We start from the raw sequence: 21,253 nt of genomic DNA, 5'->3' as shown, positions 1-21,253 counted from the left end.
TCCTGCCACCGCCTTGAGCATAGATCGCGGCCTGCGATCCGGACATGGCGCTCAGACCCGCACCGGGAGCGAGACCAGGCCGCGGACGATCGAGCCGGTGCGGTGGTGGCGCAGTTCTTCGGCCGGAACGGCGAGGGCGAGATCGGGGAAGCGGTCGAGCAGGGCGCCGATGGCGATCCGCCCCTCCAGCCGGGCCAGCGGCGCGCCGAGGCAGAAGTGCGGGCCGTGGCCGAAGGCGACGTGCCCCTGGGGCGCCCGGGTCACCTCAAGCCGGTCGGGGTCCTCGAACACCGCGGGGTCGCGGTCCGCTGCGCCGAGCGCGACGTGCACCCAGGCGCCCTTGGGGACCGGCGTCCCGGCGATCTCCATGTCCTCCAGGGCGATGCGCTGGCTCGCCCGCTCCACCGGGCCGTCGAACCGCAGCAGCTCCTCGACCGCGGACGGCATCAGCTCGGGCCGCGCCCGGAGCAGTTCGAGCTGGCCGGGCGCCTGGAGCAGGGCCAGCACCCCGTTGCCGACGAGGTTGACGGTGGTCTCGTGCCCGGCGATGAGCAGCAGCGCGACGGTGCCGAGCATCTCGGCCCCGGTCAGGGCGGCGTCCCCGTCCCGAGCGCTGATCAGGGCACTGACCAGGTCGTCCTCGGGGCGGGCCCGCCGTTCGGCGATGACCTCCAGCAGGTAGCCGTTGAACGCCCGGGCCGCCTCGCGGCGGCGCTCGCGGGCCTCGGCGGTCAGCGCCGGAACGGTCAGCACGGCCGTCCACTCGCGGAACCGGGCCCGGTCGCCCGCCGGCACGCCGAGCAGCTCGCAGATGACCTGGATCGGCAGCGGGACGGCGAAGTCCTCGATCAGGTCGGCCTCGCCGCGGGCCGCGACGGCGTCCAGCAGCCCGTCGGCGATCTCCTGGACGCGGGGGCGCAGCCGCTCCACCCGCCGAGCGGTGAACGCCTTGGCCACCAGACCGCGCATCCGGGTGTGGTCGGGCGGGTCCATCCCGAGCATCGTCCCGCCGAAGAACAACTCGGCGTTGACGGGGACGGTGCTGTTCGCGGTGTCCTTGGACAGGCGCGGGTCGCTCAGGGCCGCGCGGCCGTGCTCGTGGTCGACCACGAGGAAGGCGGCGGCGCCGGGAGGGAAGTCGATCGGATGGACGGGCCCCGCCGCCCGGAGCTCCGCGTACACGGCGTACGGGTCCTCGCTGAAGGCCCGGCCGAACAGCAGGTGCGTCGGCAGCATCAGATCACCCTTCCCACGCCGGCGAGGAAGCCCGGCCGGGACATGTCGGGCGGGGACGGCTCGGCGTCCGCCCGCCAGTCGGCCACCTGGACCAGGCCGGGGCCGACCAGCTCGGTGCCCTCGAAGAACGTCATGACCTCGTCGATCCCGCGCGGAATGATGTCGCCCGCTCCCGTCCTGCCGTACGCGCCCCGGACCTGCTCCTCGACCTGCGTGGTGACCTCGCCGCGGTGGCCGTGCGTGATGGCCAGGCAACTGCCGGGGGCCAGCGGCGCGCGGAGCCTCGCCACGATCTCGGCCGGGCGCGCCTCGTCCGGGACGAAGTGCAGGATCGCCAGGAGCAGCAGGCCCACCGGCCGGTCGAAATCGATCCTGGCCTTCACCTCGGGGTCGTCCAGGATGCCCTCCGGTTCGCGTAGGTCGGCCTGGATGACGGTCGTCAGCGGGTTGTCGGCCAGCAGCGCCCGCGCGTGGGAGAGCACGATCGGATCGTTGTCGACGTAGATCACGGTGGAGCCGGGGGCCGCGCGCTGGGCCACCTGGTGCACGTTCTCCTGCGTCGGCAGCCCGGAGCCGATGTCGAGGAACTGCCGGATGCCGCGATCGGCCATCATCGTCACCGCCCGCGACAGCAGCCCGCGGTTGGCGCGGGTGAACTCCAGCACGTTCGGCATCGCCGCCACCACCTGGTCGGCGGCCTCGCGGTCCACCGCGAAATTGTCCTTGCCGCCGAGGTAGTAGTCGTACATCCGGGCCACGCTGGGCGTTTCCGAATCGGCCACCCACTCCGGATGGTGCTCACCGCTCACGGACGGACCTCCCTGTCCGGGTATCCGATCGCATGAGAGTGTAGGGGCGAAACTCGGACGATTTCGATCATTTGCGACTCCCGGTCCGAATAGGACCGTTCCAAGGACGCAAAGGATGGAACGCCCATCAGATGGCGACCTCACGGGGCGAGGTCGCGGATCGGAGGGGCCCGTGCGGGCATTTCTCACCACCGACCGGCTGCTGCTGCGCCGTTTCACCGAGGACGACCTGGATGATCTGGTCCGGCTCGACGGCGACCCGCGGGTCACGAGGTTCCTCACCGGCGGCAGGCCGACCCCCCGCGCCCACCTGAGGGACCAGACCCTCGCCAGGATCCTCGCCTGGTACGAGCGGGGCCCGCTCAGCCGCTGGGCCGCGGTCGAGCGCTCCAGCGGCGACTTCATCGGCTGGCTCGCCCTCGAACCGGGAGACGGCCATGACCTCCGGCAGGCCGAGCTCGGCTACTGCCTGCGCGCGGCCAGCTGGGGGAGGGGCTACGCCACCGAAGGATCGCGGGCCCTGATCGCCAAGGCGTTCGCCGACCTCGGCGTCCACCGCGTCTTCGCCCAGACCATGGCCGTCAACGCCGCGTCCCGCCGCGTCATGGAGAAGTCCGGCCTGACCTACCTGCGCACCTTCCACCAGCATTGGGACGACCCCATTCCCGGCACCGAACACGGCGAGGTCGAATACGAACTCCTCCGCGCCGACTGGTCCCGCCCCAGGGAACGCGAGAGCGAAAGGCGCCGATCCGGCCTCTGAGCTTCCGCCGGGGGTAGGGCCCGGCTGTGGAGGGTTGGGGCCCTAAGGCCCTGATTTCGGGATCGGCCCACTCAAAAGAATGGCTCGTGCGGCCCAGGGGCTGGGCTGAGTCACAGAGGGGAAGTCCCGGATGAAGAAGGCAGGGTTGACGCTCGCCGGTGTGGCCGTCCTGGGCACGGCGGCCGTGGTGGGGACCACGGTGGTGTCCGGCGGGGACGCCAGGCCGACCGCCAGCGTCGCGGCGAAGAAGGAGCTCGGCGCGCAGTCGGGGCAGGGCGCGCAGTCGGGGAAGGCCGGGCAGTCGGCGAAGAAGAACGGCCAGAAATGCACCGACAAGCGGGTCGCGCGCGGGAAGCGGCATTTCGCCGGCACCTGGACCCGCTGGGAGAACCGGGACCCGTGGACCGTGTCGGGCTGGGGACCCGGCACTCTCAACGCCGCCACCTCGTACACGGTGGGGCACACGGTCACCATCTCCCTCGGCGCCACGGTCGAGAGCGTCAACGCCGTCCTCGGGTACCAGGGGAACAAGCAGTGGCAGAGGAGCCTCGGGTACACGCCGACGCTGACGCAGAAGAAGCACTACCGGCTCGACATCGGCCGGGCGTACAAGATCTACCAGTTCGACGTGTACGAGCCGACCGGCACCTGGATGGCCGACCTGTCCGGGTCGGGGCGCAGCCAGTGCGTCGGCCTGCATGACGTCTACGTGGGCAAGGGCAAGGCGCTCTGGTTCTGGAAGCTGGACCACCGCCTCCGCGTGACCCCCAAGAAGAAGCGCTGACGCCCCTTCGGCGGGCCCGCCGGCCGCGTCGGCGGGCTCGCGGTCGTCACATGAGGATCACTTTGATCAGTCGATCATTGCCGGATCGGCGTCCTCGGCGACGAAGAAGTCCGCGGTTGAGAGGGTGACGCGGTTTCGATTGAATAGTGGTCGCTATTCGGGATGAAGTTGCTCTATTAATCGATTGGCTGATATATTGCGCTCGTGAAATATGTCCGCGCTGCGCTCTATCTTGACTTCGATAATGTTTTCAGCGGGCTTTTCAAGCTCGACCCGGAGATGGCGATCCGGTTCGCCACGGAGCCGGGGACCTGGCTGCACCACCTGTCCACCGCGTTGACCGGCGATGCGGAGCGCCGCTGGCTGATTCTACGGTGCTACCTCAATCCGGCCGGCTGGGTGAGTCATCGCGATGCCGACGGCGAGCCGTGGCGGCTGTATTTCTCCAAGTTCCGGACGTCCTTCGTCCGCGCCGGTTTCGAAGTGATCGACTGCCCCCGCTACAACGCCACGAAGAACGGCGCCGACATCAGGATGGTCGTGGACGCCGTCGACGCCCTGGCGGCCGACACGGTGTACGAGGAGTTCGTCATCGCGTCCGGCGACTCCGACATGACGCCCCTGCTGCAGCGGCTGCGCCGCTCCGACCGGCGGACGATGATCGTCTCCCCGGCGGACACGGCGGAGGCGTTCAGCTCGATCGCCGACCGGATCCTCGACAGCCAGCGGCTGCTGGCGCTCGTGCAGGGGGAGCCGGTCGACTTCGACGACGACCACGACGACGGGGCCGCCGATTTCGGGGAGGGCGCCGCGCACGCGGGTGCGGTGCCGGTCGAGCAGAACGACGCGTACGAGCTGTTCCGTTCGATCATCGTCGCGGAGTACGAGGACGCGGGGGAGCCGCTGATCCTCGCCACCCTCGCGCACCAGGTCCGCGACCGGCTGGGCGACGCGGTCGGCCAGACGCGGTGGTTCGGTTTCGGCAGTTTCGCCCGCGCGGTCGGCAGCCTGAGGCTGCCCGGGGTGCGGGTCTCGCAGCACCACCTCTGGGACGGGGCCCGCCATGCCGCGCCCGAGAGCACCGGGAGTGTGCTGCCGCGCACCGAACTTCCCGAGCCCGTCGAGCGGCTGGTGGAGCTGTTCGGCCTGCCGCGGCTCCCGCAGGAGTGGTGGCCGCCCGTCTACGAGACCCTGGCGGAGTACGCGCGCTCCCACGGGTTCAACCTGACCGAGTGCACGCGGTGGTCGCGCGACCGGCTGCGCGAGCGGGGGCTCTCGGTCAACCGGAACAGCCTCGGCGTCATCGCGCGGGGCGCCTCGTACGGCGGCTGCCCGCTGTACCGGCAGCCGCCGCCCGAGCCGGCGGAGATCGGCGCGGCGTTCGTGGAGAACGTGCTCAGCCGCGCCGACGGCGAGGTGTTCACGTCCGCGGAGGTCGCGACGGTCCGGGCCTGGCTGGGAGACCACTCGACAAAATAGGTAGACCGGTCTAATTTCGCTCTATGATGTTCAGTGAGGGCGAGACCGGGTCGAGGCGTGCCGACGCCCTGGTGGTCGGGGCGACGGGGTTCGTCGGGCGGTGGCTGGCGGCGGAGCTGCTGAACCAGGGGCGGTCGTTGGCCGTGGCCGTCCGGGGCGGCGCCGAGCGCGGTGCCGAGTTGCGGGGATGGCTGCGGGAGCACGGTGTCGACGACCGGGGGCTGATGGTCGTCGGCGCCGACATCACCCGGCCGGACCTGGGGCTGGACGAGGAGGACCGCGAGCGGCTGGAGGCCGTGCGGGACGTGTTCAACGCCGCCGCCCTGTTCCGGTTCGGGCTGGGGCGGGAGGAGGCGCGGCGGGCGAACGTCGACGGCGCCGTGAACGTCGTGCGGTGGGCCGCCGCGCGTCCCCGGCTGCGGCGTCTCGTCCATGTGTCCGGGTATCGCGTGGCCTCCGAGGAGAGGCTCGCCTACCCGGCGCCCGCGAAGGAGACGGACGCGCTGTACCGGCGCCTGGGCGCGTACGAGGCGTCCAAGCTCGAAGGGGACGCGGCGGTGCGCGCGGTCGCGGAGGAGGGCGGCGTGCCCCTCACCGCTGTGCATCCGGCGACCGTGATCGGGCATTCGGTCACCGGGGAGGCCGGGCAGTACATCGGGCTCGCCGCGATGGTGCGGGATCTGTGGGCCGGGCGCCTGCCCGCGCTGGCCGGGTCTCGGCGCACGTTCGTGCCCGTGGTCACCGTCGACCACCTGGCGCGCTTCCTGGCCGCCGTGCCGGAGCACGACGAAGGGCCGTACCGCGCCCATTGGATCCTGGACGATGCCACCCCGGACCTGCCGGAACTCGTCGGGCTCCTGGCACGGCACCTTGAGGTGCGCCCGCCCCGGGTGACGCTGCCGGTGGGGCTCGTGCGGCGGCTGCCCCGTGCGCTCACCGGGGTCGAGCCGGAGACGCTGTCCTTCCTGTCCGAGGAGCGGTACGACACGCGTTCGGCGGACGCGCTGGCCGAGGCGGCGGGGCTGGGCCATCCGCCCGTGGAGGACGCGCTTCGGCGCTGGGCGGACCGGCTGGTCGCGGACCGCTTCGGGGCGTAGCGGTCAGGCCGGCGGGCGGCCGGTGAGGCGGGTCGTGAGCGCGGCGGCCGTGGCGCGGACCTGGTTCGCCAGGGCGGGCCACGCCTCCTCCGGATGGTCCTCGCGGCGGAACGTCACGGTGATCGCCGCGGTGGGACGGCCGGTGTGGTCGAAGGCGCAGGCGGCGATGCTGGCGAAGCCCTCGGTGATGTGGCCGTCCTCGGCGGCCCAGCCCCGGCGGGCGTCCTCGGCGAGGGTGCGGCGCAGGTCGCGCAGGGTGGCCGGGCCCCGGCCGGTGCGGTCCACGAAGCGGCCGGGGAACAGGGCCCTGACCTGCGCGGGCGGCAGGTGCGCGAGGATCGAGCGGCCGCTCGCGGTGAGCTGGGCGGGCATCCGGACGCCCACGTCGGTGACCAGGGTGGCGTGCCGGGGCGGCTGCTCCTTCAGCAGGTAGAGGGTCTCGGCGCCGTGCAGGACGCCGAGCTGCGCGATCTCGCCGACGCGGTCGACCAGGCGGCGCAGGAGGGGGCGGGCGAGGCGCTCCAGGGGCTCGTGGCGCAGGTAGGCGGAGCCGATCTCGAAGGCGGCGACGCCGAGGCCCCAGCGGCGCTCCTCGGGGAGGTAGGCGACGAAGCCGTCCTCGGTCATCGCCGTGAGCAGGTGGTACGCGCTGGAGCGGGGGAGGCCGAGGGAACGGGCGATCGCGGAGGCGGGCAGCGGGCCGGGCGCGCCCGCCAGGAGGCGCAGCACCGCGAGGGCGCGGCGGGCGGCGGGGACCTGGCTCATGCTCCGATTGTCTCGTATCCGAGACACAGAGCGCGGTCCGGGGCTGGGGCCGCGGCCCGGGAAACGCTCCAATGGTGGGTATGGGTTTCAGTATGGGGGACGCAGGGGTCGTGGTCGGGCCGGAACCGCTGGCGTTCGAGCAGGTCGCGGCGGTCGCGCGGGACGGCGCCGGGGTCGCGCTGTCGGACGCGGCGCTGAAGCTCGTCGGTGAGGCGCGGGCCCACATCGAGGAGCTGTCGGTGCGCCCGACACCGGTGTACGGCGTCTCGACGGGTTTCGGGGCGCTCGCCACCCGGCACATCGCGCCCGAGATGCGGGCGCAGCTCCAGCTGAACATCGTCCGGTCGCACGCGGCGGGGTCGGGGGCCGAGGTCGAGCGGGAGGTCGTCCGGGCGCTGATGCTGCTCCGGCTGCGGACGCTCGCCACCGGGCGGACCGGCGTCCAGCCCGTCACCGCCACGACCCTGGCCGCGCTGCTCAACGCCGGCATCACCCCGCAGGTCTTCGAGTACGGGAGCCTCGGCTGCTCAGGCGACCTGGCGCCGCTCGCCCACGTGGCGCTCGCGCTGATCGGCGAGGGGTCCGTCAGGGACGCCGCCGGCGAACTGAGGCCGGCGGCGGACGCCCTGCGGGACGCGGGCATCGCGCCGGTCGAGCTCGGCGCCAAGGAGGGGCTCGCCCTCCTGAACGGCACGGACGGGATGCTCGGCATGCTCGTCCTCGCCATCACCGACCTGCGGAGGCTGCTCACGACCGCCGACCTCGCCGCCGCGATGAGCGTCGAGGCGCTGCTCGGCACCGACCGCGTCTTCGCCGCCGACCTGCAGAACCTGCGGCCCCACCCCGGCCAGGCCGCGTCGGCCGCGAACCTGCGGGCGCTGCTGGCCGATTCGCAGATCATGGAGTCGCACCGGGGGCCCGACTGCACCCGCGTGCAGGACGCCTACTCGCTGCGCTGCGCCCCGCAGGTGAACGGCGCCGCCCGCGACACGCTCGCGCACGCCGAGCTGGTCGCGGGACGGGAGCTGGCGTCCGCCGTGGACAACCCCGTCGTCCTCCCGGACGGGCGGGTCGAGTCGAACGGCAACTTCCACGGCGCCCCGGTCGCCTACGTGCTGGACTTCCTCGCGGTCCCGGCGGCCGACGTCGCCTCGATGTCCGAGCGCCGCACCGACCGGATGCTCGACAAGGGGCGCTCCGCCGGGTTGCCGGCCTTCCTCGCCGACGACCCGGGCGTCGACTCCGGCCACATGATCGCCCAGTACACGCAGGCCGCGATCGTGTCGGAGCTGAAGCGCCTCGCCGTGCCCGCGAGCGCCGACTCGATCCCGAGCTCGGCCATGCAGGAGGACCACGTCTCGATGGGCTGGAGCGCGGCCCGCAAGCTGCGCCGCGCGGTGGACGGCCTCGCCCAGGTGGTCGCCGTCGAGATCCTCACCGCCGCGCGGGCGCTGGAGCTGCGCACGCCCCTGCTTCCCGGCCCGGCCACCGCCGCCGTGGTCGCCAGGCTCCGCGAGGCCGTCCCGCCTCCCGGCCCGGACCGCTACCTCGCCCCCGAGATCGCCGCCGCGACCGCGCTGGTCCGGGACGGCTCACTGGTCGCCGCCGCCGAGGCCGTCACCGGCCCGCTCTCCTGAAGGAGTCCCACATGTCCGGTCCCCGCCCCGTCCGCGCCCCGCGCGGCACCTCGCTGACCGCCGCCAAGGGGTGGCCGCAGGAGGCCGCCCTGCGCATGATCCAGAACAACCTCGACCCCGAGGTCGCCGAGCACCCGGACGAGCTGGTCGTCTACGGCGGGTCGGGGAAGGCGGCCCGGAACTGGGACGCCTTCGACGGCATCCTCCGGTCGCTGGCCGACCTGGAGGGGGACGAGACGCTGCTCGTCCAGTCCGGCAAGCCGGTCGGGATCTTCCAGACGCACGAGTGGGCGCCGCGCGTGCTCATCGCCAACTCCAACCTCGTCCCGCAGTGGGGGACGTGGGAGGAGTTCCGCCGCCTGGAGTCGCTCGGCCTGACGATGTTCGGGCAGATGACCGCCGGGTCGTGGATCTACATCGGGACGCAGGGGATCCTGCAGGGCACCTACGAGACGTTCGCCGCCGTCGCCGAGAAGCGGTTCGGCGGCACCCTCGCCGGGACGATCACGCTGACCGCCGGGCTCGGCGGGATGGGCGGCGCGCAGCCCCTCGCCGTCACGATGAACGGCGGCGTCGCGATCTGCGTCGAGTGCGACCCGTCCCGGATCGAGCGGCGGGTCGCGCACCGGTACTGCGACGTGCGGGCCGACTCGCTGGACGAGGCGCTGCGGCTCGCCGAGGCGGCCAGGGCCGAGCGCAGGCCGCTGTCGGTCGCGGTGCTCGGCAACGCCGCCGACATCGTCCCCGAGCTGCTGCGGCGCGGCGCGCCGATCGACATCGTCACCGACCAGACCAGCGCGCACGACCCGCTCGCCTACCTGCCGCAGGGCGTCGCCTTCGAGGACATGGCCGCCGAGCGCGACAAGGACCGCGACGGGTTCATCGCCAAGGCCCGCGCCTCGATGGCCGTCCACGTCGAGGCGATGGTCGGCTTCCTGGACGCGGGCGCCGAGGTGTTCGACTACGGAAACTCGATCCGGGGCGAGGCGCAGCTCGCCGGGTACACGCGTGCGTTCGAGTTCCCCGGTTTCGTGCCCGCCTACATCCGGCCGCTGTTCTGCGAGGGCAAGGGCCCGTTCCGGTGGGCGGCGCTGTCGGGCGACCCGAAGGACATCGCCCGCACCGACCGGGCGATCCTCGACCTTTTCCCCGACAACGAGCCGCTGACCCGGTGGATCCGGATGGCCCAGGAGAAGGTCCACTTCCAGGGCCTGCCGTCGCGGATCTGCTGGCTCGGCTACGGCGAGCGCGACCGGGCGGGCGAGGTGTTCAACGACCTGGTCGCGCGCGGCGAGATCAGCGCGCCGATCGTGCTCGGCCGCGACCACCTCGACTGCGGGTCGGTCGCCAGCCCGTACCGGGAGACCGAGGGCATGAAGGACGGGTCGGACGCCATCGCCGACTGGCCGCTGCTGAACGCCATGCTCAACACCTCCTCCGGCGCGACGTGGGTGTCGATCCACCACGGCGGCGGGGTCGGCATCGGCCGCTCACTCCACGCCGGGCAGGTCTGCGTCGCCGACGGCACGGCACTCGCCGGGGAGAAGCTGCGGCGCGTCCTGACCAACGACCCCGGCACCGGCGTCATGCGGCACGTCGACGCCGGCTACGAGCGGGCCGCCGAGGTCGCCGACGAGCGCGGCGTGCGCGTCCCGATGCGGCCATGAGCTTCGAGGAGATGTGGGCGGAGCTGCTGCCGGTCGGGCGGGACGCGGCGACCGGCGGCTACCACCGGTTCGCGTGGACGCCGCCGGAGCTGGAGTGCCGCGCCTGGTTCGCCGACGAGGCGCGCCGCCGCGGCCTCGCCCTTGAGCACGACCCCAACGGGAACATGGTCGCCTGGTGGTACCCGGAGGACGGGGCCCGCGCGGACGCCGTCCTGACCGGCAGCCATCTCGACTCGGTGCCCGGCGGGGGAGCGTTCGACGGGCCGCTCGGCATCGTGTCGGCGTTCGCGGCGGTCGACCGGCTCCGCGAGCGCGGCGCCCGGCCGGCCCGGCCGATCGGGATCGCGGCGTTCGCCGAGGAGGAGGGCGCGCGGTTCGGGGTGGCGTGCCTCGGCTCCCGGCTGCTGGCCGGGGCGATCGACCCGGCCCGGGCGCGCGGCCTCACCGACGCCGACGGGCACACGTTCGCCGAGGTCGTCCACAACGCCGGGCTCGACCCGCGGTCGATCGGCCCGGACGAGGACCTGCTCGGCCGGATCGGCTGCTACGTGGAGCTCCACGTCGAGCAGGGCCGGGCGCTGGAGGAGCCGGTCGGCGTCGCGAGCGCGATCGTGCCGCACGGCCGGTGGCGGTTCGACTTCGCGGGCGAGGGCAACCACGCCGGGACCACGGGGCTCCCCGACCGGCGCGACCCGATGCTGCCCTTCGCGCACATGGTGATCGCCGCGCGGGAGGCCGCCGAGCGCAACGGGACCGTCGCGACGGTCGGGAAGGTCCGGGTCGAGCCGAACGGCGTCAACGCGATCCCGTCGGCCGTCACCGCCTGGCTGGACGCCCGGGGGCCCGCGGACGAGGCCGTCCGCCGGACCGTGCTGGAGGTCGACGAGGCCGCGCGGGTCGCGGCGCGCCCGCACCGGGTGTGCGTCGATCTCGCCGAGGAGTCCTACACCGAGATCGTCGACTTCAACCTGGCGCTGCGGGATCGCGTCCGGGCGACGCTCGGCGGGGTCCCCGTCCTGCCGACGGGCGCGGGCCACGACGCGGGCGTCCTGTCGGCGCGGCTGCCGACCGCGATGCTGTTCGTGCGGAACCCGACCGGGGTGTCGCACGCGCCCGAGGAGTTCGCCGAGCCGGGCGACCGCCTGGCCGGAGTCGAGGCGCTCGCCGCGGTACTGGACGACCTGGCGCGCGGGTAGGAAGTCCGTTATGCAGTGGCATGCCCAGTTCGCCTGGCTAGGCGACGGCGTCGCGGCCGACGTGCTCGTCGAGGCCGACGGCGAGCGCATCTCCGGCGTCACCCCCCGCGTCCCGGCCCCGCCGGGCGTCCCGCACCTGCCCGGCCTGACCCTGCCGGGCCTCGCCAACGCCCACTCCCACGCGTTCCACCGTGCCCTGCGCTCCCGCGTGCAGGCGCACTCCGGGACGTTCTGGACCTGGCGCGAGCAGATGTACCAGGTCGCCGACCGGCTCGACCCGGCCTCCTACCGCGCGCTCGCGACCGCCGTGTTCGCCGAGATGGCCCTCGCGGGGATCAGCTGCGTCGGCGAGTTCCACTACCTGCACCACCGGCCGGGCGGCGCCCCCTACGCCGACCCGAACGCCATGGGCGAGGCGCTGATCGCCGCCGCCGCCGACGCGGGCATCCGCATCACCCTCCTCGACACCTGCTACCTCACCGGCGGCATCGGCCGGCCGCTCGCCGGGCCGCAGCTGCGGTTCGGTGACGGCACCGCGGGGAACTGGGCGCGGCGCGTCGACAGCCTGCACGAGCAGACCGGCAAGGCCGGGCGTTCCCACGCCCGCGTCGGCGCCGCGATCCACTCCGTCCGCGCCGTGCCGCGCGAGCAGCTGCGCGCCGTCGCCTCGTGGGCGCGGGAGCACCGCGCTCCGCTGCACGTCCACCTGTCCGAGCAGCCCGCCGAGAACCGCGACTGCCTGGACGCCTACGGCATGACGCCGACCCGCCTGCTGGCCGAGGCCGGGGCGCTCGGCGCGCTCGCCACGGCCGTGCACGCGACGCACCTGTCCGAGGAGGACATCGGCCTGCTCGGGACGACGATGACCGGCGTGTGCATGTGCCCGACCACCGAGCGGGACCTCGCCGACGGCATCGGCCCCGCCCGCGACCTGGCGGACGCCGGATCCCCGCTCTGCCTCGGCTCCGACCAGCACGCCGTCGTCGACCTGTTCGAGGAGGCCCGCGCGGTCGAGCTGGACGAACGGCTCCGCACCCGCGCCCGGGGGCACTGGACGGCGGGGGAGCTGCTGACCGCCGCCACGTCGGGCGGCCACTACGGGCTCGGCTGGCCCGAGGCGGGACGCCTGGAGCCCGGCGCCTACGCCGACCTCGTCACCGTCGCCCTCGACTCGGTCCGCACCGCCGGCGCGGCCCCCGACCACGCCGCCGAGGCCGCCGTGTTCGCCGCCACCGCCGCCGACGTCCGGCACGTCGTCGTCTCCGGCCGCCAGATCGTCCACGACGGCCGGCACCTGCTGGTCGACGACGTCCCCGCCGCCCTGGCCCGTTCCATCGCCGCCGTCACCGCCGGCCCGCCCCCGACGCCGACGAGTCGTTCGACGCCTTGACGCAGCGGACGAGGTGCCGCCCCGCCGACACGGGCCGGCACCTCGTCCCCGTCATGCGGTCAGAAGTCCCAGACGATGCGGCAGAAGGGGATGCCGAAGCTCGCGTCCGTGCCGCACGACGCCGTCTCGTTGTTGTGGATCTTCGTCCACACGCCCTTGTCCTTCCACAGCAGGGTGCCGTGGAAGTCGAGCATGTAGGCGTCCTTGTTGAACGTCAGGGCGTCGACGTCCGTCGTGCCGCCTCCCCGGCTCCCCCCTGAAACCAACGACTTCTGGGTGCACTTGGCGTACACCCACTTGTTCATGGTTCCGCCGTCGTAGTTCCAGACGTCGCAGTGGTCCGTTCCCTTTCCGAGATCGACGGTGGTGTGCATGGTGAGGTGCGACCCGTTGTGGACCTCGCCGCACAGTTTCAGGGCGTTCTTCGCGCAGTTCTCGCTCGCGGCGGCCTGGGCCTGGGACGGCGCGATCACCAGAAAGGCGAACGCGCCGATGGCGGCGGCGGTCACGCTGACGGCCTTCGATGGCATGGACTCTCCCCGTGTCGTGCTGCCGGCCCCGTCCCCCCGGGGGCGGGCGCCGGACGCTGCTCGATGACGCCCCGGCGCCGCTGATCGCCACCGGGACGGGCCCAGCGTCCCCGGCGTCCGGCGACAGCGGCAAGACGCCCGGCGTCCCCGCCGGGCCGGGGACGCCCGACCTCACGCTGACCTGGCCGTGTCCCCGGGGACGGGGACGCTGATGGCCAAGCCTTGATCGGTATGGGAAACTTCACCCGGTACGTGAATGAGGGGGGTTCATGGACCGAGCCGCGGCCGTGAGCGAGTTCTCGGCGTTATTGACGAACCTCAAAGAGCGCAGCGGGCTGAGCTATCAGGAATTGGCGCGTCGCACGTTCACGAGCCGTGCCGCTTTACACCGCTATTGCGGAGGCGCGCGTGTGCCCGCCGACTACGCGCTCGTCACGAGCATCGCGAAGGAATGCGGCGCGGCCCCGGAGGAACTCGGTGACCTTCTCCGGTTCTGGCGGGCGGCGACCGCGGTGCCGTCCGGCGTGGGGGGTCAGCCCCCGAACCCCCCGCAGGAGACGCCGCCCGTGCGGACGGAGAGCCATCCGTCGGCGTCGGGGGTCGGCGGACGGCCCGCGCCGGACCGCCGTGCGGCCGGGGGCGTCCGGCTTATCACGCGGGTCCGGAGCGTTCCGGTGCGCGTCCTGCTCGTGTGCGCCCTCGCCGTGGTGCTGATCGGCGACGTCGTCCGCGACCACAGGGGCGCGGGCGACGACGGGAAGGCCCGGGCGGCGAGGTCCGCGCGCGTGATCCCGGCGCCCAGCTGGGCGGCGGAGCCGTCCCCCGTGCCCCGGACCATGTTCGGGGTCACCGTGAACAGCGGCAGCGGCGCCATGCCGACCTTCCTCGTCGGGGGAGTGCGGCTGTGGGACGGCGAAACCCGCTGGGCGAGCCTGGAACCGGCCCGGGGGGAGTACGACTGGACGACGCTCGACCGCCTCCTGGACGGCGCGCAGAAGGCGGGGCTGCCGGCGCTGTTCGTCCTTGGCGGGACCCCGGCGTGGGCCGCGCCGGACGCGCCCCGCGCGGCCTACCCCGACGGGTCCCGGGCGGCGCCGCCCGACGACCTCCGCGACTGGGACCGGTTCATCGCCGCGCTGGCCGAGCGCGCCCGCGGCCGCATCGGCGCCTACGAGCTCTGGGTCATGGCGAACGACCCGCACTACTACAACGGCAGCGTGCAGACCCTCGTCGCCATGACGCGCCGGGCGGGCCGCATCATCCGTCGCCACGACCCCCGGGCGGAGATCGTGTGCCCGTCGATGGGACGGCTGTGGGAACCGGAGGGGCGCCGGGTCCTCCGGCGGTTCGCGGAACTCGGCGGCTACCGCCACTGCACGGCCGCGGGCGTCAAGCTCTACCAGCCGCAGGCGAAGGATCCCCCGGAGCTCATGCTCCAGGCCCTGGAGCTGGCGGACCACGAGTTCCACGCCGCGGGCGTGCACCCCGAGATCTGGAACACCGGCACCACATTCAGCCTTCCTCTCCAGGCCAAACCCGCGCCCGCCGTCGCCGCCGAATACGCGGCCCGCTTCTACCTGACGGGCCTGTACGCCCACCGCTACAGCCTGCGGCGCATGTACCTGTACAGCTGGGGCAGCGACCGCGTCCCGATCGTGCTGCAGCCGGACGGCGGCGCGCCCACCCGCGCGGCGCTGAATGTCGAGCGGCTCCAGCGGTGGCTCGACGACGCCGAGATCCGCGGCTGCGGTCACGGCGCCGGGAACGGCCTGCCGGACAATGTCTGGCAGTGCGAGTTCGGCGTCCGCCGCGAAGGGCGCCGGACCACCGCGTTCGCCCGCTGGACCCACGAGGGCGAGGCATGGATGCCCGCCGGGCCGAGGCCGGTGACCGTGGAGCACCTCGACGGGACGCAGCGGACGGTCGCACCGGGCGGCATGGTCAGGGTGACCGGGACCCCGGTGCTGGTCAGCCAGGGGTGAGGCGGCGGCGGTCGGTCCGGGCCGCCGCCTGTCGTCGCGCGACCGCGTCCGTGAGATCCTTCCTCGGTGAGCACGGTCATCACCGACATCGGAGAGCTCGTCACCAACGACCCCGCCGCAGCCGATCACCGGGGCGGCGGCCTGGCCGTCGTCCGCGACGCCGCACTGGTGATCGAGGACGGCGCGGTCGCGTGGACGGGCCCGTCCTCGCGCGCGCCCGCCGCCGACGAGTCGTTCGACGCCGCCGGCCGGGCGGTGCTGCCCGGCTTCGTGGACTCCCACGCCCACCTGGTCTTCGCCGGTGAGCGCGCCGAGGAGTTCGCCGCCCGGATGAGCGGCGAGAAGTACGCCGCGGGCGGCATCCGCACGACCGTCGAGCGCACCCGCGCCGCGTCCGACGACGAGTTGCGCGCCAACGTGCGCCGCCTCGTGCACGAGATGGCCCGGCAGGGGGTCACGACGGTGGAGTGCAAGTCCGGCTACGGACTCACGGTCGACCAGGAGGCGCGCGCCGTCCGCATCGCGGCCGAGTACGCCGACGAGGTCACCTACCTGGGCGCCCACGTCGTCCCCGCCGAGTACGCGGGCGACGCCGCCGGGTACGCCCGGCTCGCCGCGACCGACATGCTCGCCGCCTGCGCCCCGCACGCCCGCTGGGTGGACGTCTTCTGCGAGGAGGGCGCCTTCGACGCCGACCAGGCCCGGGAGGTCCTCACGGCGGGCGTGAAGGCGGGCCTGATGCCGCGCCTCCACGCGAACCAGCTCACGCAGGGACCCGCCGTGCGGCTCGCGGTCGAGCTGGAGGCCGCGTCCGCCGACCACTGCACGTTCCTCGGAGACGCCGACGTGGACGCGCTGGCGTCGTCCCGGACGGTCGCGACGCTCCTGCCCGGCGTCGAGTTCTCCACCCGCCAGCCCTACCCGGACGCCCGCCGCCTCCTGGACGCCGGAGCCACCGTCGCCCTCGCCACCGACTGCAACCCCGGATCCTGCTACAGCTCCAGCATGGCGTTCTGCATCGCCGTGGCCGTCCGCGACATGCGCATGACTCCCGCCGAGGCGGTCTGGTCGGCCACCGCGGGCGGCGCCCGCGCCCTGCGCCGCACCGACGTGGGGCACCTGGCGCCCGGCGCCCGCGCCGACGTCCACGTTCTGGACGCTCCCTCCTACATCCACCTCGCCTACCGGCCGGGCGTACCCCAGACACACGCCGTGTGGAAGCGCGGGCGCCGGGTAAAGGGGCTCCTGTAGTCGACTGTGGAGGCCCCTGGATGGCGGAGTTCCTGACGGACGTCAAGACCCTGCGCGAGCGTGCTCGGCAGGAGATCGACAAAGGTCCGATCACCGAGGCGTACGGCGCCGACGTCGAGCGCGTGATCCAGGTCTGCAACGAGGCCCTGGCCACCGAGATCGTGTGCGTGCTGCGGTACAAGCGGCACTACTACACGGCCACCGGCATCCACGCCGAGACCGTCGCGAGCGAGTTCCTCCAGCACGCGGCCGAGGAGCAGCAGCACGCCGACATGCTGGCCGAGCGGATCGTCCAGCTCGGCGACGGCGACCCCACCACCAAGCGCGTCTTCGAGCAGATCCTCGCGCAGGAGGAGGAGCACGCCGACGACCTGCGCGGCTTCCTGGAGCGCTTCCCGAAGTCCTAAGTGGGGAGGTAGCGCCGGGCCGACCTCACCAGGGGGGTTCGCCCGGCGCCGACGTAGTCGGTCGAGACGACCTCGGCGACGAAGAGGGTGTGGTCGCCCGCCTCGACGGTCTGGCGCGTCTCGCACTCCAGGGCCGACACGCCCGTCGCCGGGATGAGGGCGCCGGAGTGCCCGCCGCGGTGGTGGGGCTCGCTCGCCAGCAGGATGCGGGCGCTCGGGCGCCCCTCGGCGGCGAACCGGCCGGCCAGGGCGCGCTGGTCCGCGGACAGGATCGTCGCGGCCCAGCGCGGGCACCGGCCGAGCACCTCGGTGAGGTAGGACGAGGACGCCACGCTCGCCAGCACCATCGGGGGGTCCAGCGACACCGACATGAACGAGGTGATCGTGGTGCCGAGGTCGTCGCGGCCGTCGCGGACGGTCAGCACGACCACGCCGGTGGCGAAGCCCGCGACGGCCTCGACGAAGTCGGCGGTCAGCGGATCTCCCAGGCGCCGGGCAGGGTGAGCGGGCCCGCGGAGGGCAGGCCGAGCCGCGCGGCGAGGCCGCCGAGGGAGCCCCACCCGTCGAGGCGCGCGGACGCGGCGGTGCGGTCCTCGCTGGACTCCGGCGGGCGCAGCCGCTCCAGCGGCGAGGTGTGCGGGTAGATCCGGACCGGCGCGTCGGAGGCCATGCCCGCCTTCTTGCGGGCGAGGTCCAGGGCCAGGTCGATGCCGCCGAGCTCGTCGACGAGGCCGCGCTCGCGCGCGTCCGCGCCCGTCCAGACCCGGCCCCGGGCCAGCTCGTGGACGCGCTCGCGGGACAGGTCGCGGCCTTCGGCGACCTTCGCGGTGAAGTCGTCGTAGATCCTGTCGAGGGAGGCGTTGACGCGCTCCCACTCGGAGTCGCTGAAGTCCTTGGTGGCGCTGAACATGCGGGCGTGGTCGCCGTCGGCGACCGAGCCGAGGCCGACGCCGACCCGCTCCAGCAGGTCGTTCACCACGGCCTTGCCGACCACGACGCCGATCGACCCGGTGATGGTGCCGGGCTGCGCGACGATCGTGTCGGCGGCCATCGCGACGTAGTAGCCGCCGGACGCGGCGACGTTGCCCATGGAGACGACCACGGGCTTGCCGGCGCGGCGGGCGAGGACGACCTCGCGCCAGATCGAGTCGGAGGCGACGGCGGAGCCGCCCGGGCTGTTGACGCGGAACACGATCGCCTTGACCCGGTCGTCCTTCACGGCGGCGCGGAACGCGGCGCCGATCGTGTCCGAGCCCATGGCGGGCCCGGAGTTCGGGAGCGGGCCGCCGCGGCCGCTGCGGCCGAGCCGGATCGGGCCCTGCCCGTTGATGAACGCGACGACGTCCTGCCTGCCGGGCTGCGGGAGGCGGTTCGCCAGGCCGTGCGCCCGGTTGTAGCGGGAGACGTAGCGCAGCTGCGCCTCCGTGCCGAACTCCTCGCGCAGGCGGCCGTAGATCTCGTCGCGGTAGGCGAGGCCGTCGACGAGGCCCTCCTCCAGCGCCTCGTCGGCCAGCAGCGGGCCGCGGTCGGTGAGCTCGCGGACCTTCTCCCGCGCCAGGCCGCGGGAGTCGGCGATCCCGGCGGTGATCTGCTCGCCGAGCGAGGTGACGAGGCGCTGCGACGACTCCTCGTGCTCGGGCGTGTAGGTCTTCTCCATGAACGTGTTCGCCATGGTCTTGTACTCGTGGCGCTTGGCGAACCGCGGCCGGACGCCCGCCTTCTCCAGCGCGCCGGCGAAGAACGGCTCCTCCAGCGCGACGCCGGTGAGCCCGACCTCGCCGGTGGGCTGCAGGTAGACCTTGTCGAACCCGGTGGCCAGGTAGAACGGGACGGTGCCGCGGCCTCCCTCGCCGAACGTCTCGGCCCAGGCGACGGTGTGCTTGCCCGCGTCCCGCAGGCCCTGGACCGCCTCGCGCAGCTCCTGGGCGAGCGCCAGCCCGACGGTGCCGCTGACCTTCACGACGAGGGCGCGCACCCGGCTGTCGGAGCGGGCGCGGCGCAGCCCGTCCAGGACGTCCCGCAGGCCCGGCCGGCGCATCGACAGCAGTGCCGAGACGGGGTCGGCCGGCGCGGTCTCGACGATGCCCTCGGTGAGGTCGAGTTCGAGGATCAGCGGGGCCGTCCGCCGGTCGCGGGCCTGTTTGATCACGTTGACGACTGTGCCGGGATCCACCATGGCCCCAGCCTATGCGTTCGCCCGGCGCCGCTCCCGCCCACCGGCCGGGCCCGCGCACGGAGGCGGGCCGGTGCACGGAGGCGGGCCGGTGCACGGAGGCGGGCCGGTGCACGGCGGCGGGTCAGCGCGCGAACGCCTTGTTGGGGATGACGCTCGCCGACGCCTGGGCGACCGGGCGGCCGCGGCCGTCGGCGACCAGGGCGTTGGAGACCATGCGGGTGCCGCCGGGGTGTACGCACGTCCCGGTCACCGTGTAGGTCTCGCCCGCCCGGACGCCGCGCAGGTAGTCGACGTTCAGGTTGAGCGTCAGCATCGGCATGAAGTGCTCGCAGGTGCTGCTCGCCGCGAGGCAGACCGCGTTGTCGAGGATCATCGCTATGTAGCCGCCGTGCACGGTGCCGCCGGGGTTGCAGAGCCGCTCGCCCGGAGTCCACGCGATGGCGACCCGGCCCGGCTCGGCGGAGGTGACGACCTGGCCGATGTGGTCGTTGACGTCGGAGATCTGCGGGAAGCGCCCGTCCGCCATCGCCTGGATCAGCTCGGCGCCCGACAGGGTGTTCCACAGGTCCTGCGGGGTCGCCTCGACGCTCAACTCGCTCTCCCTGATCACGGTGACCCCCGAATGCTATTCGGCGATCCGGGTGAGGGCACTGTGCCCTTCGTCACGGGTCCGCGGCGCTATCGTCGGACGCATGGGAGACGGCGACGGCTGGGCCAGTTGCGGCCTGGGGCACACGCACTGGGGGCGGTTCGGTGCCGCGGGCCTGCTGGCCTACCACCGCGACTCCTCCGGACAGATGTGGGTGCTGCTCCAGCAGCGCGCGTGGTGGGGGCTCGGCGGCGGGACGTGGGGCATGTTCGGCGGCGCGCTGCACAGCCACGAGGACGTCGTCGCCGGCGCGCTGCGCGAGACGTCCGAGGAGTGCACGCTCGACACGGGAACGGTCAGCGTCCACGGAACGAGCGTCGAGGACCACGGCGGATGGTCGTTCACCTCGGTCATGGGCTCGTTGCCCGAGCGCGCGCGGGTGCTGCCCGCGTCGCGGGAGACGCGCAGAGCCGAATGGGTGCGCGCGGAAGAGGTCACCGACCGCAAGCTGTTCGAGCCGTTCGCGCGTTGCTGGCCCCGCGTGCGGGACGCGATGCGCGGGCTCGTCCTCGTGGTGGACGCGGCCAACGTCGTGGGCGCCCGCGCCGACGGCTGGTGGAAGGACAGGGCGGGCGCGAACGCCCGGCTCCGCGACGACCTGAAGCGCCTGGACGGCGGCGTGAACGGCCTGCCGGCCGGCCTCTTCCCCTACGACCGCTGCTTCCCGGAGGTCGTCCTCGTCGTCGAGGGCGCGGCGCGGGGCGTCGCCGACGAGCCGGTCGACGGCCTGCGGGTCGTGGCCGCGCCCGGCAGCGGCGACGACGCGATCGTCGACCTCGTCCGCCGGGGCGACCCGGGCAAGGCCCACCTGGTGGTCACGGCCGACCGGGAACTGCGCGCCCGCTGCGAGGAGGCGGGCGCCGCCGTCACCGGCCCCCGCTGGCTGCTCGAACGCCTCTGAGCTGTGTTAATCAAGTCCCGGCCCACTTCGCTCGCCTGGCGGCTCGCTGCGTGACCGGGCCTGTGCGAACGCGGCATCGCTTCGCGATCTGCCCGGTTCCGCTCGCCTCCGGCTTCGCTCCACCGGGCAGGTCACGCGTTCGCGCGTGCGGCCGAGGCGGCTTCGAGACCAGGCCCTAGTTCTCGACGCGGTGGCCGGCGTCGCGCAGCGCCTCCGCCGCCTCCTTCGACCGGTGCTCCGGGACGAGGACGAGGTCGGAGTGGTACGTCGAGGCGACGAAGACGGGCACGCCGGTCTCGGCCAGCGGTCCCACGATGGCGGCGAGGACGCCCGGCGTGTCGAGGCCGTGGCCCGCGTCGCCGTAGAAGCCGATCCAGCGGTCCGTCTCCGCGAAGGGGGAGGCGTCCCGGATCACGGTGAGGCCCTCGGGGGCGCGGATGAGCGCGACCCACTCGTCGTCCTCCGGGAACGTCGCGTGCGGGAGGTGCTCCACCAAGAACTGGCCGGGGACGATGTGCAGGCGCATCCCGTCAC

21 protein-coding genes are annotated in these 21,253 nt (G+C 73.6%); 13 read left to right on the top strand and 8 right to left on the bottom strand.

The window, feature by feature from the left end:
• Nucleotides 1–51 precede the first annotated feature (51 nt).
• On the bottom strand, nucleotides 52–1,236 hold the full coding sequence (locus tag ACQEU6_RS18345; protein ID WP_499333480.1) for a cytochrome P450 family protein: 1,185 nt from the start codon (nucleotides 1,234–1,236) through the stop codon (nucleotides 52–54).
• Nucleotides 1,236–2,045, bottom strand: a complete 810-nt coding sequence (locus ACQEU6_RS18340; RefSeq protein ID WP_499333478.1) for an SAM-dependent methyltransferase — start codon at nucleotides 2,043–2,045, stop codon at nucleotides 1,236–1,238. The genes ACQEU6_RS18345 and ACQEU6_RS18340 overlap by 1 nt, the downstream gene beginning before the upstream one ends.
• A 172-nt stretch (nucleotides 2,046–2,217) precedes the next feature.
• Here ACQEU6_RS18340 and ACQEU6_RS18335 point away from each other — a divergent pair, with 172 nt between their 5' ends.
• The 4 genes from ACQEU6_RS18335 to ACQEU6_RS18320 all read left to right on the top strand — a co-directional run bounded on the left by ACQEU6_RS18335 (nucleotide 2,218) and on the right by ACQEU6_RS18320 (nucleotide 6,168).
• On the top strand, nucleotides 2,218–2,808 hold the full coding sequence (locus tag ACQEU6_RS18335) for a GNAT family N-acetyltransferase (RefSeq protein ID WP_499333476.1): 591 nt from the start codon (nucleotides 2,218–2,220) through the stop codon (nucleotides 2,806–2,808).
• A gap of 130 nt (nucleotides 2,809–2,938) precedes the next feature.
• Entirely contained in the window at nucleotides 2,939–3,592 is a 654-nt protein-coding gene (locus ACQEU6_RS18330) for a hypothetical protein (RefSeq protein WP_499333474.1), read from the top strand.
• 204 nt (nucleotides 3,593–3,796) lie between these two features.
• Nucleotides 3,797–5,071: an NYN domain-containing protein gene (locus tag ACQEU6_RS18325; RefSeq protein ID WP_499333472.1), complete on the top strand. Its 1,275-nt coding sequence runs from the start codon at nucleotides 3,797–3,799 to the stop codon at nucleotides 5,069–5,071.
• A 23-nt stretch (nucleotides 5,072–5,094) separates the two neighbouring features.
• Entirely contained in the window at nucleotides 5,095–6,168 is a 1,074-nt protein-coding gene (locus tag ACQEU6_RS18320) for an SDR family oxidoreductase (RefSeq protein ID WP_499333470.1), read from the top strand.
• A gap of 3 nt (nucleotides 6,169–6,171) precedes the next feature.
• Here ACQEU6_RS18320 and ACQEU6_RS18315 read toward each other — a convergent pair whose 3' ends face one another.
• A complete protein-coding gene (locus tag ACQEU6_RS18315; RefSeq protein WP_499333469.1) occupies nucleotides 6,172–6,933 on the bottom strand; it encodes an IclR family transcriptional regulator in 762 nt (253 codons plus the stop codon).
• Between the two features lie 92 nt (nucleotides 6,934–7,025).
• Between ACQEU6_RS18315 and hutH the strand changes: the two genes are divergently transcribed.
• The 4 genes from hutH to ACQEU6_RS18295 are packed head-to-tail and all read left to right on the top strand — an operon-like array spanning nucleotide 7,026 to nucleotide 12,823.
• Entirely contained in the window at nucleotides 7,026–8,570 is a 1,545-nt protein-coding gene (gene hutH / locus ACQEU6_RS18310) for a histidine ammonia-lyase (RefSeq protein WP_499340245.1), read from the top strand.
• Between the two features lie 11 nt (nucleotides 8,571–8,581).
• Nucleotides 8,582–10,237: a urocanate hydratase gene (gene hutU, locus ACQEU6_RS18305; RefSeq protein WP_499333467.1), complete on the top strand. Its 1,656-nt coding sequence runs from the start codon at nucleotides 8,582–8,584 to the stop codon at nucleotides 10,235–10,237.
• Nucleotides 10,234–11,433 (top strand): allantoate amidohydrolase, encoded by a 1,200-nt coding sequence (locus ACQEU6_RS18300; RefSeq protein WP_499333464.1) that lies wholly within the window; start codon nucleotides 10,234–10,236, stop codon nucleotides 11,431–11,433. Before hutU ends, ACQEU6_RS18300 begins: the two co-directional genes overlap by 4 nt.
• A 10-nt stretch (nucleotides 11,434–11,443) precedes the next feature.
• Nucleotides 11,444–12,823 (top strand): formimidoylglutamate deiminase, encoded by a 1,380-nt coding sequence (locus ACQEU6_RS18295; RefSeq protein WP_499333462.1) that lies wholly within the window; start codon nucleotides 11,444–11,446, stop codon nucleotides 12,821–12,823.
• A gap of 59 nt (nucleotides 12,824–12,882) precedes the next feature.
• Here ACQEU6_RS18295 and ACQEU6_RS18290 read toward each other — a convergent pair whose 3' ends face one another.
• A complete protein-coding gene (locus ACQEU6_RS18290) occupies nucleotides 12,883–13,353 on the bottom strand; it encodes a hypothetical protein (RefSeq protein ID WP_499333459.1) in 471 nt (156 codons plus the stop codon).
• Here ACQEU6_RS18290 and ACQEU6_RS18285 point away from each other — a divergent pair.
• From ACQEU6_RS18285 to ACQEU6_RS18270, 4 genes are all read left to right on the top strand, one after another.
• Nucleotides 13,347–13,565, top strand: coding sequence for a hypothetical protein (locus ACQEU6_RS18285; RefSeq protein ID WP_499333456.1), 219 nt, complete (start codon nucleotides 13,347–13,349; stop codon nucleotides 13,563–13,565). The two genes, ACQEU6_RS18290 and ACQEU6_RS18285, sit on opposite strands and share 7 nt — an antisense overlap.
• Before the next feature lie 57 nt (nucleotides 13,566–13,622).
• A complete protein-coding gene (locus ACQEU6_RS18280) occupies nucleotides 13,623–15,335 on the top strand; it encodes a helix-turn-helix domain-containing protein (RefSeq protein ID WP_499333453.1) in 1,713 nt (570 codons plus the stop codon).
• A gap of 66 nt (nucleotides 15,336–15,401) precedes the next feature.
• Nucleotides 15,402–16,586 (top strand): imidazolonepropionase, encoded by a 1,185-nt coding sequence (gene hutI / locus ACQEU6_RS18275; protein ID WP_499333450.1) that lies wholly within the window; start codon nucleotides 15,402–15,404, stop codon nucleotides 16,584–16,586.
• A gap of 20 nt (nucleotides 16,587–16,606) precedes the next feature.
• Nucleotides 16,607–16,993, top strand: coding sequence for a ferritin-like domain-containing protein (locus ACQEU6_RS18270; RefSeq protein ID WP_499333448.1), 387 nt, complete (start codon nucleotides 16,607–16,609; stop codon nucleotides 16,991–16,993).
• Here ACQEU6_RS18270 and ACQEU6_RS18265 read toward each other — a convergent pair.
• The 3 genes from ACQEU6_RS18265 to ACQEU6_RS18255 all read right to left on the bottom strand — a co-directional run bounded on the left by ACQEU6_RS18265 (nucleotide 16,990) and on the right by ACQEU6_RS18255 (nucleotide 19,761).
• Complete coding sequence (locus tag ACQEU6_RS18265) at nucleotides 16,990–17,481, bottom strand: flavin reductase family protein (protein WP_499340243.1); 492 nt, start codon at nucleotides 17,479–17,481, stop codon at nucleotides 16,990–16,992. The genes ACQEU6_RS18270 and ACQEU6_RS18265 overlap by 4 nt on opposite strands.
• On the bottom strand, nucleotides 17,466–19,169 hold the full coding sequence (gene sppA, locus ACQEU6_RS18260; protein WP_499333446.1) for a signal peptide peptidase SppA: 1,704 nt from the start codon (nucleotides 19,167–19,169) through the stop codon (nucleotides 17,466–17,468). The genes ACQEU6_RS18265 and sppA overlap by 16 nt, the downstream gene beginning before the upstream one ends.
• Nucleotides 19,170–19,290: 121 nt before the next feature.
• Nucleotides 19,291–19,761 (bottom strand): PaaI family thioesterase, encoded by a 471-nt coding sequence (locus ACQEU6_RS18255; protein WP_499333444.1) that lies wholly within the window; start codon nucleotides 19,759–19,761, stop codon nucleotides 19,291–19,293.
• A 100-nt stretch (nucleotides 19,762–19,861) separates the two neighbouring features.
• Here ACQEU6_RS18255 and ACQEU6_RS18250 point away from each other — a divergent pair, with 100 nt between their 5' ends.
• On the top strand, nucleotides 19,862–20,719 hold the full coding sequence (locus ACQEU6_RS18250) for an NUDIX domain-containing protein (RefSeq protein WP_499333442.1): 858 nt from the start codon (nucleotides 19,862–19,864) through the stop codon (nucleotides 20,717–20,719).
• Between the two features lie 175 nt (nucleotides 20,720–20,894).
• On the opposite strand, the gene ACQEU6_RS18245 is transcribed toward ACQEU6_RS18250, so the two are convergent.
• Entirely contained in the window at nucleotides 20,895–21,245 is a 351-nt protein-coding gene (locus ACQEU6_RS18245) for an ACT domain-containing protein (RefSeq protein ID WP_499333440.1), read from the bottom strand.
• Nucleotides 21,246–21,253 lie beyond the last annotated feature (8 nt).

This window comes from Spirillospora sp. CA-108201, assembly GCF_050936235.1.
Taxonomy (GTDB): domain Bacteria; phylum Actinomycetota; class Actinomycetes; order Streptosporangiales; family Streptosporangiaceae; genus Spirillospora.
Note: the sequence above shows the minus strand (reverse complement) of the source record. Positions and strands in the feature narration are given on the sequence as shown.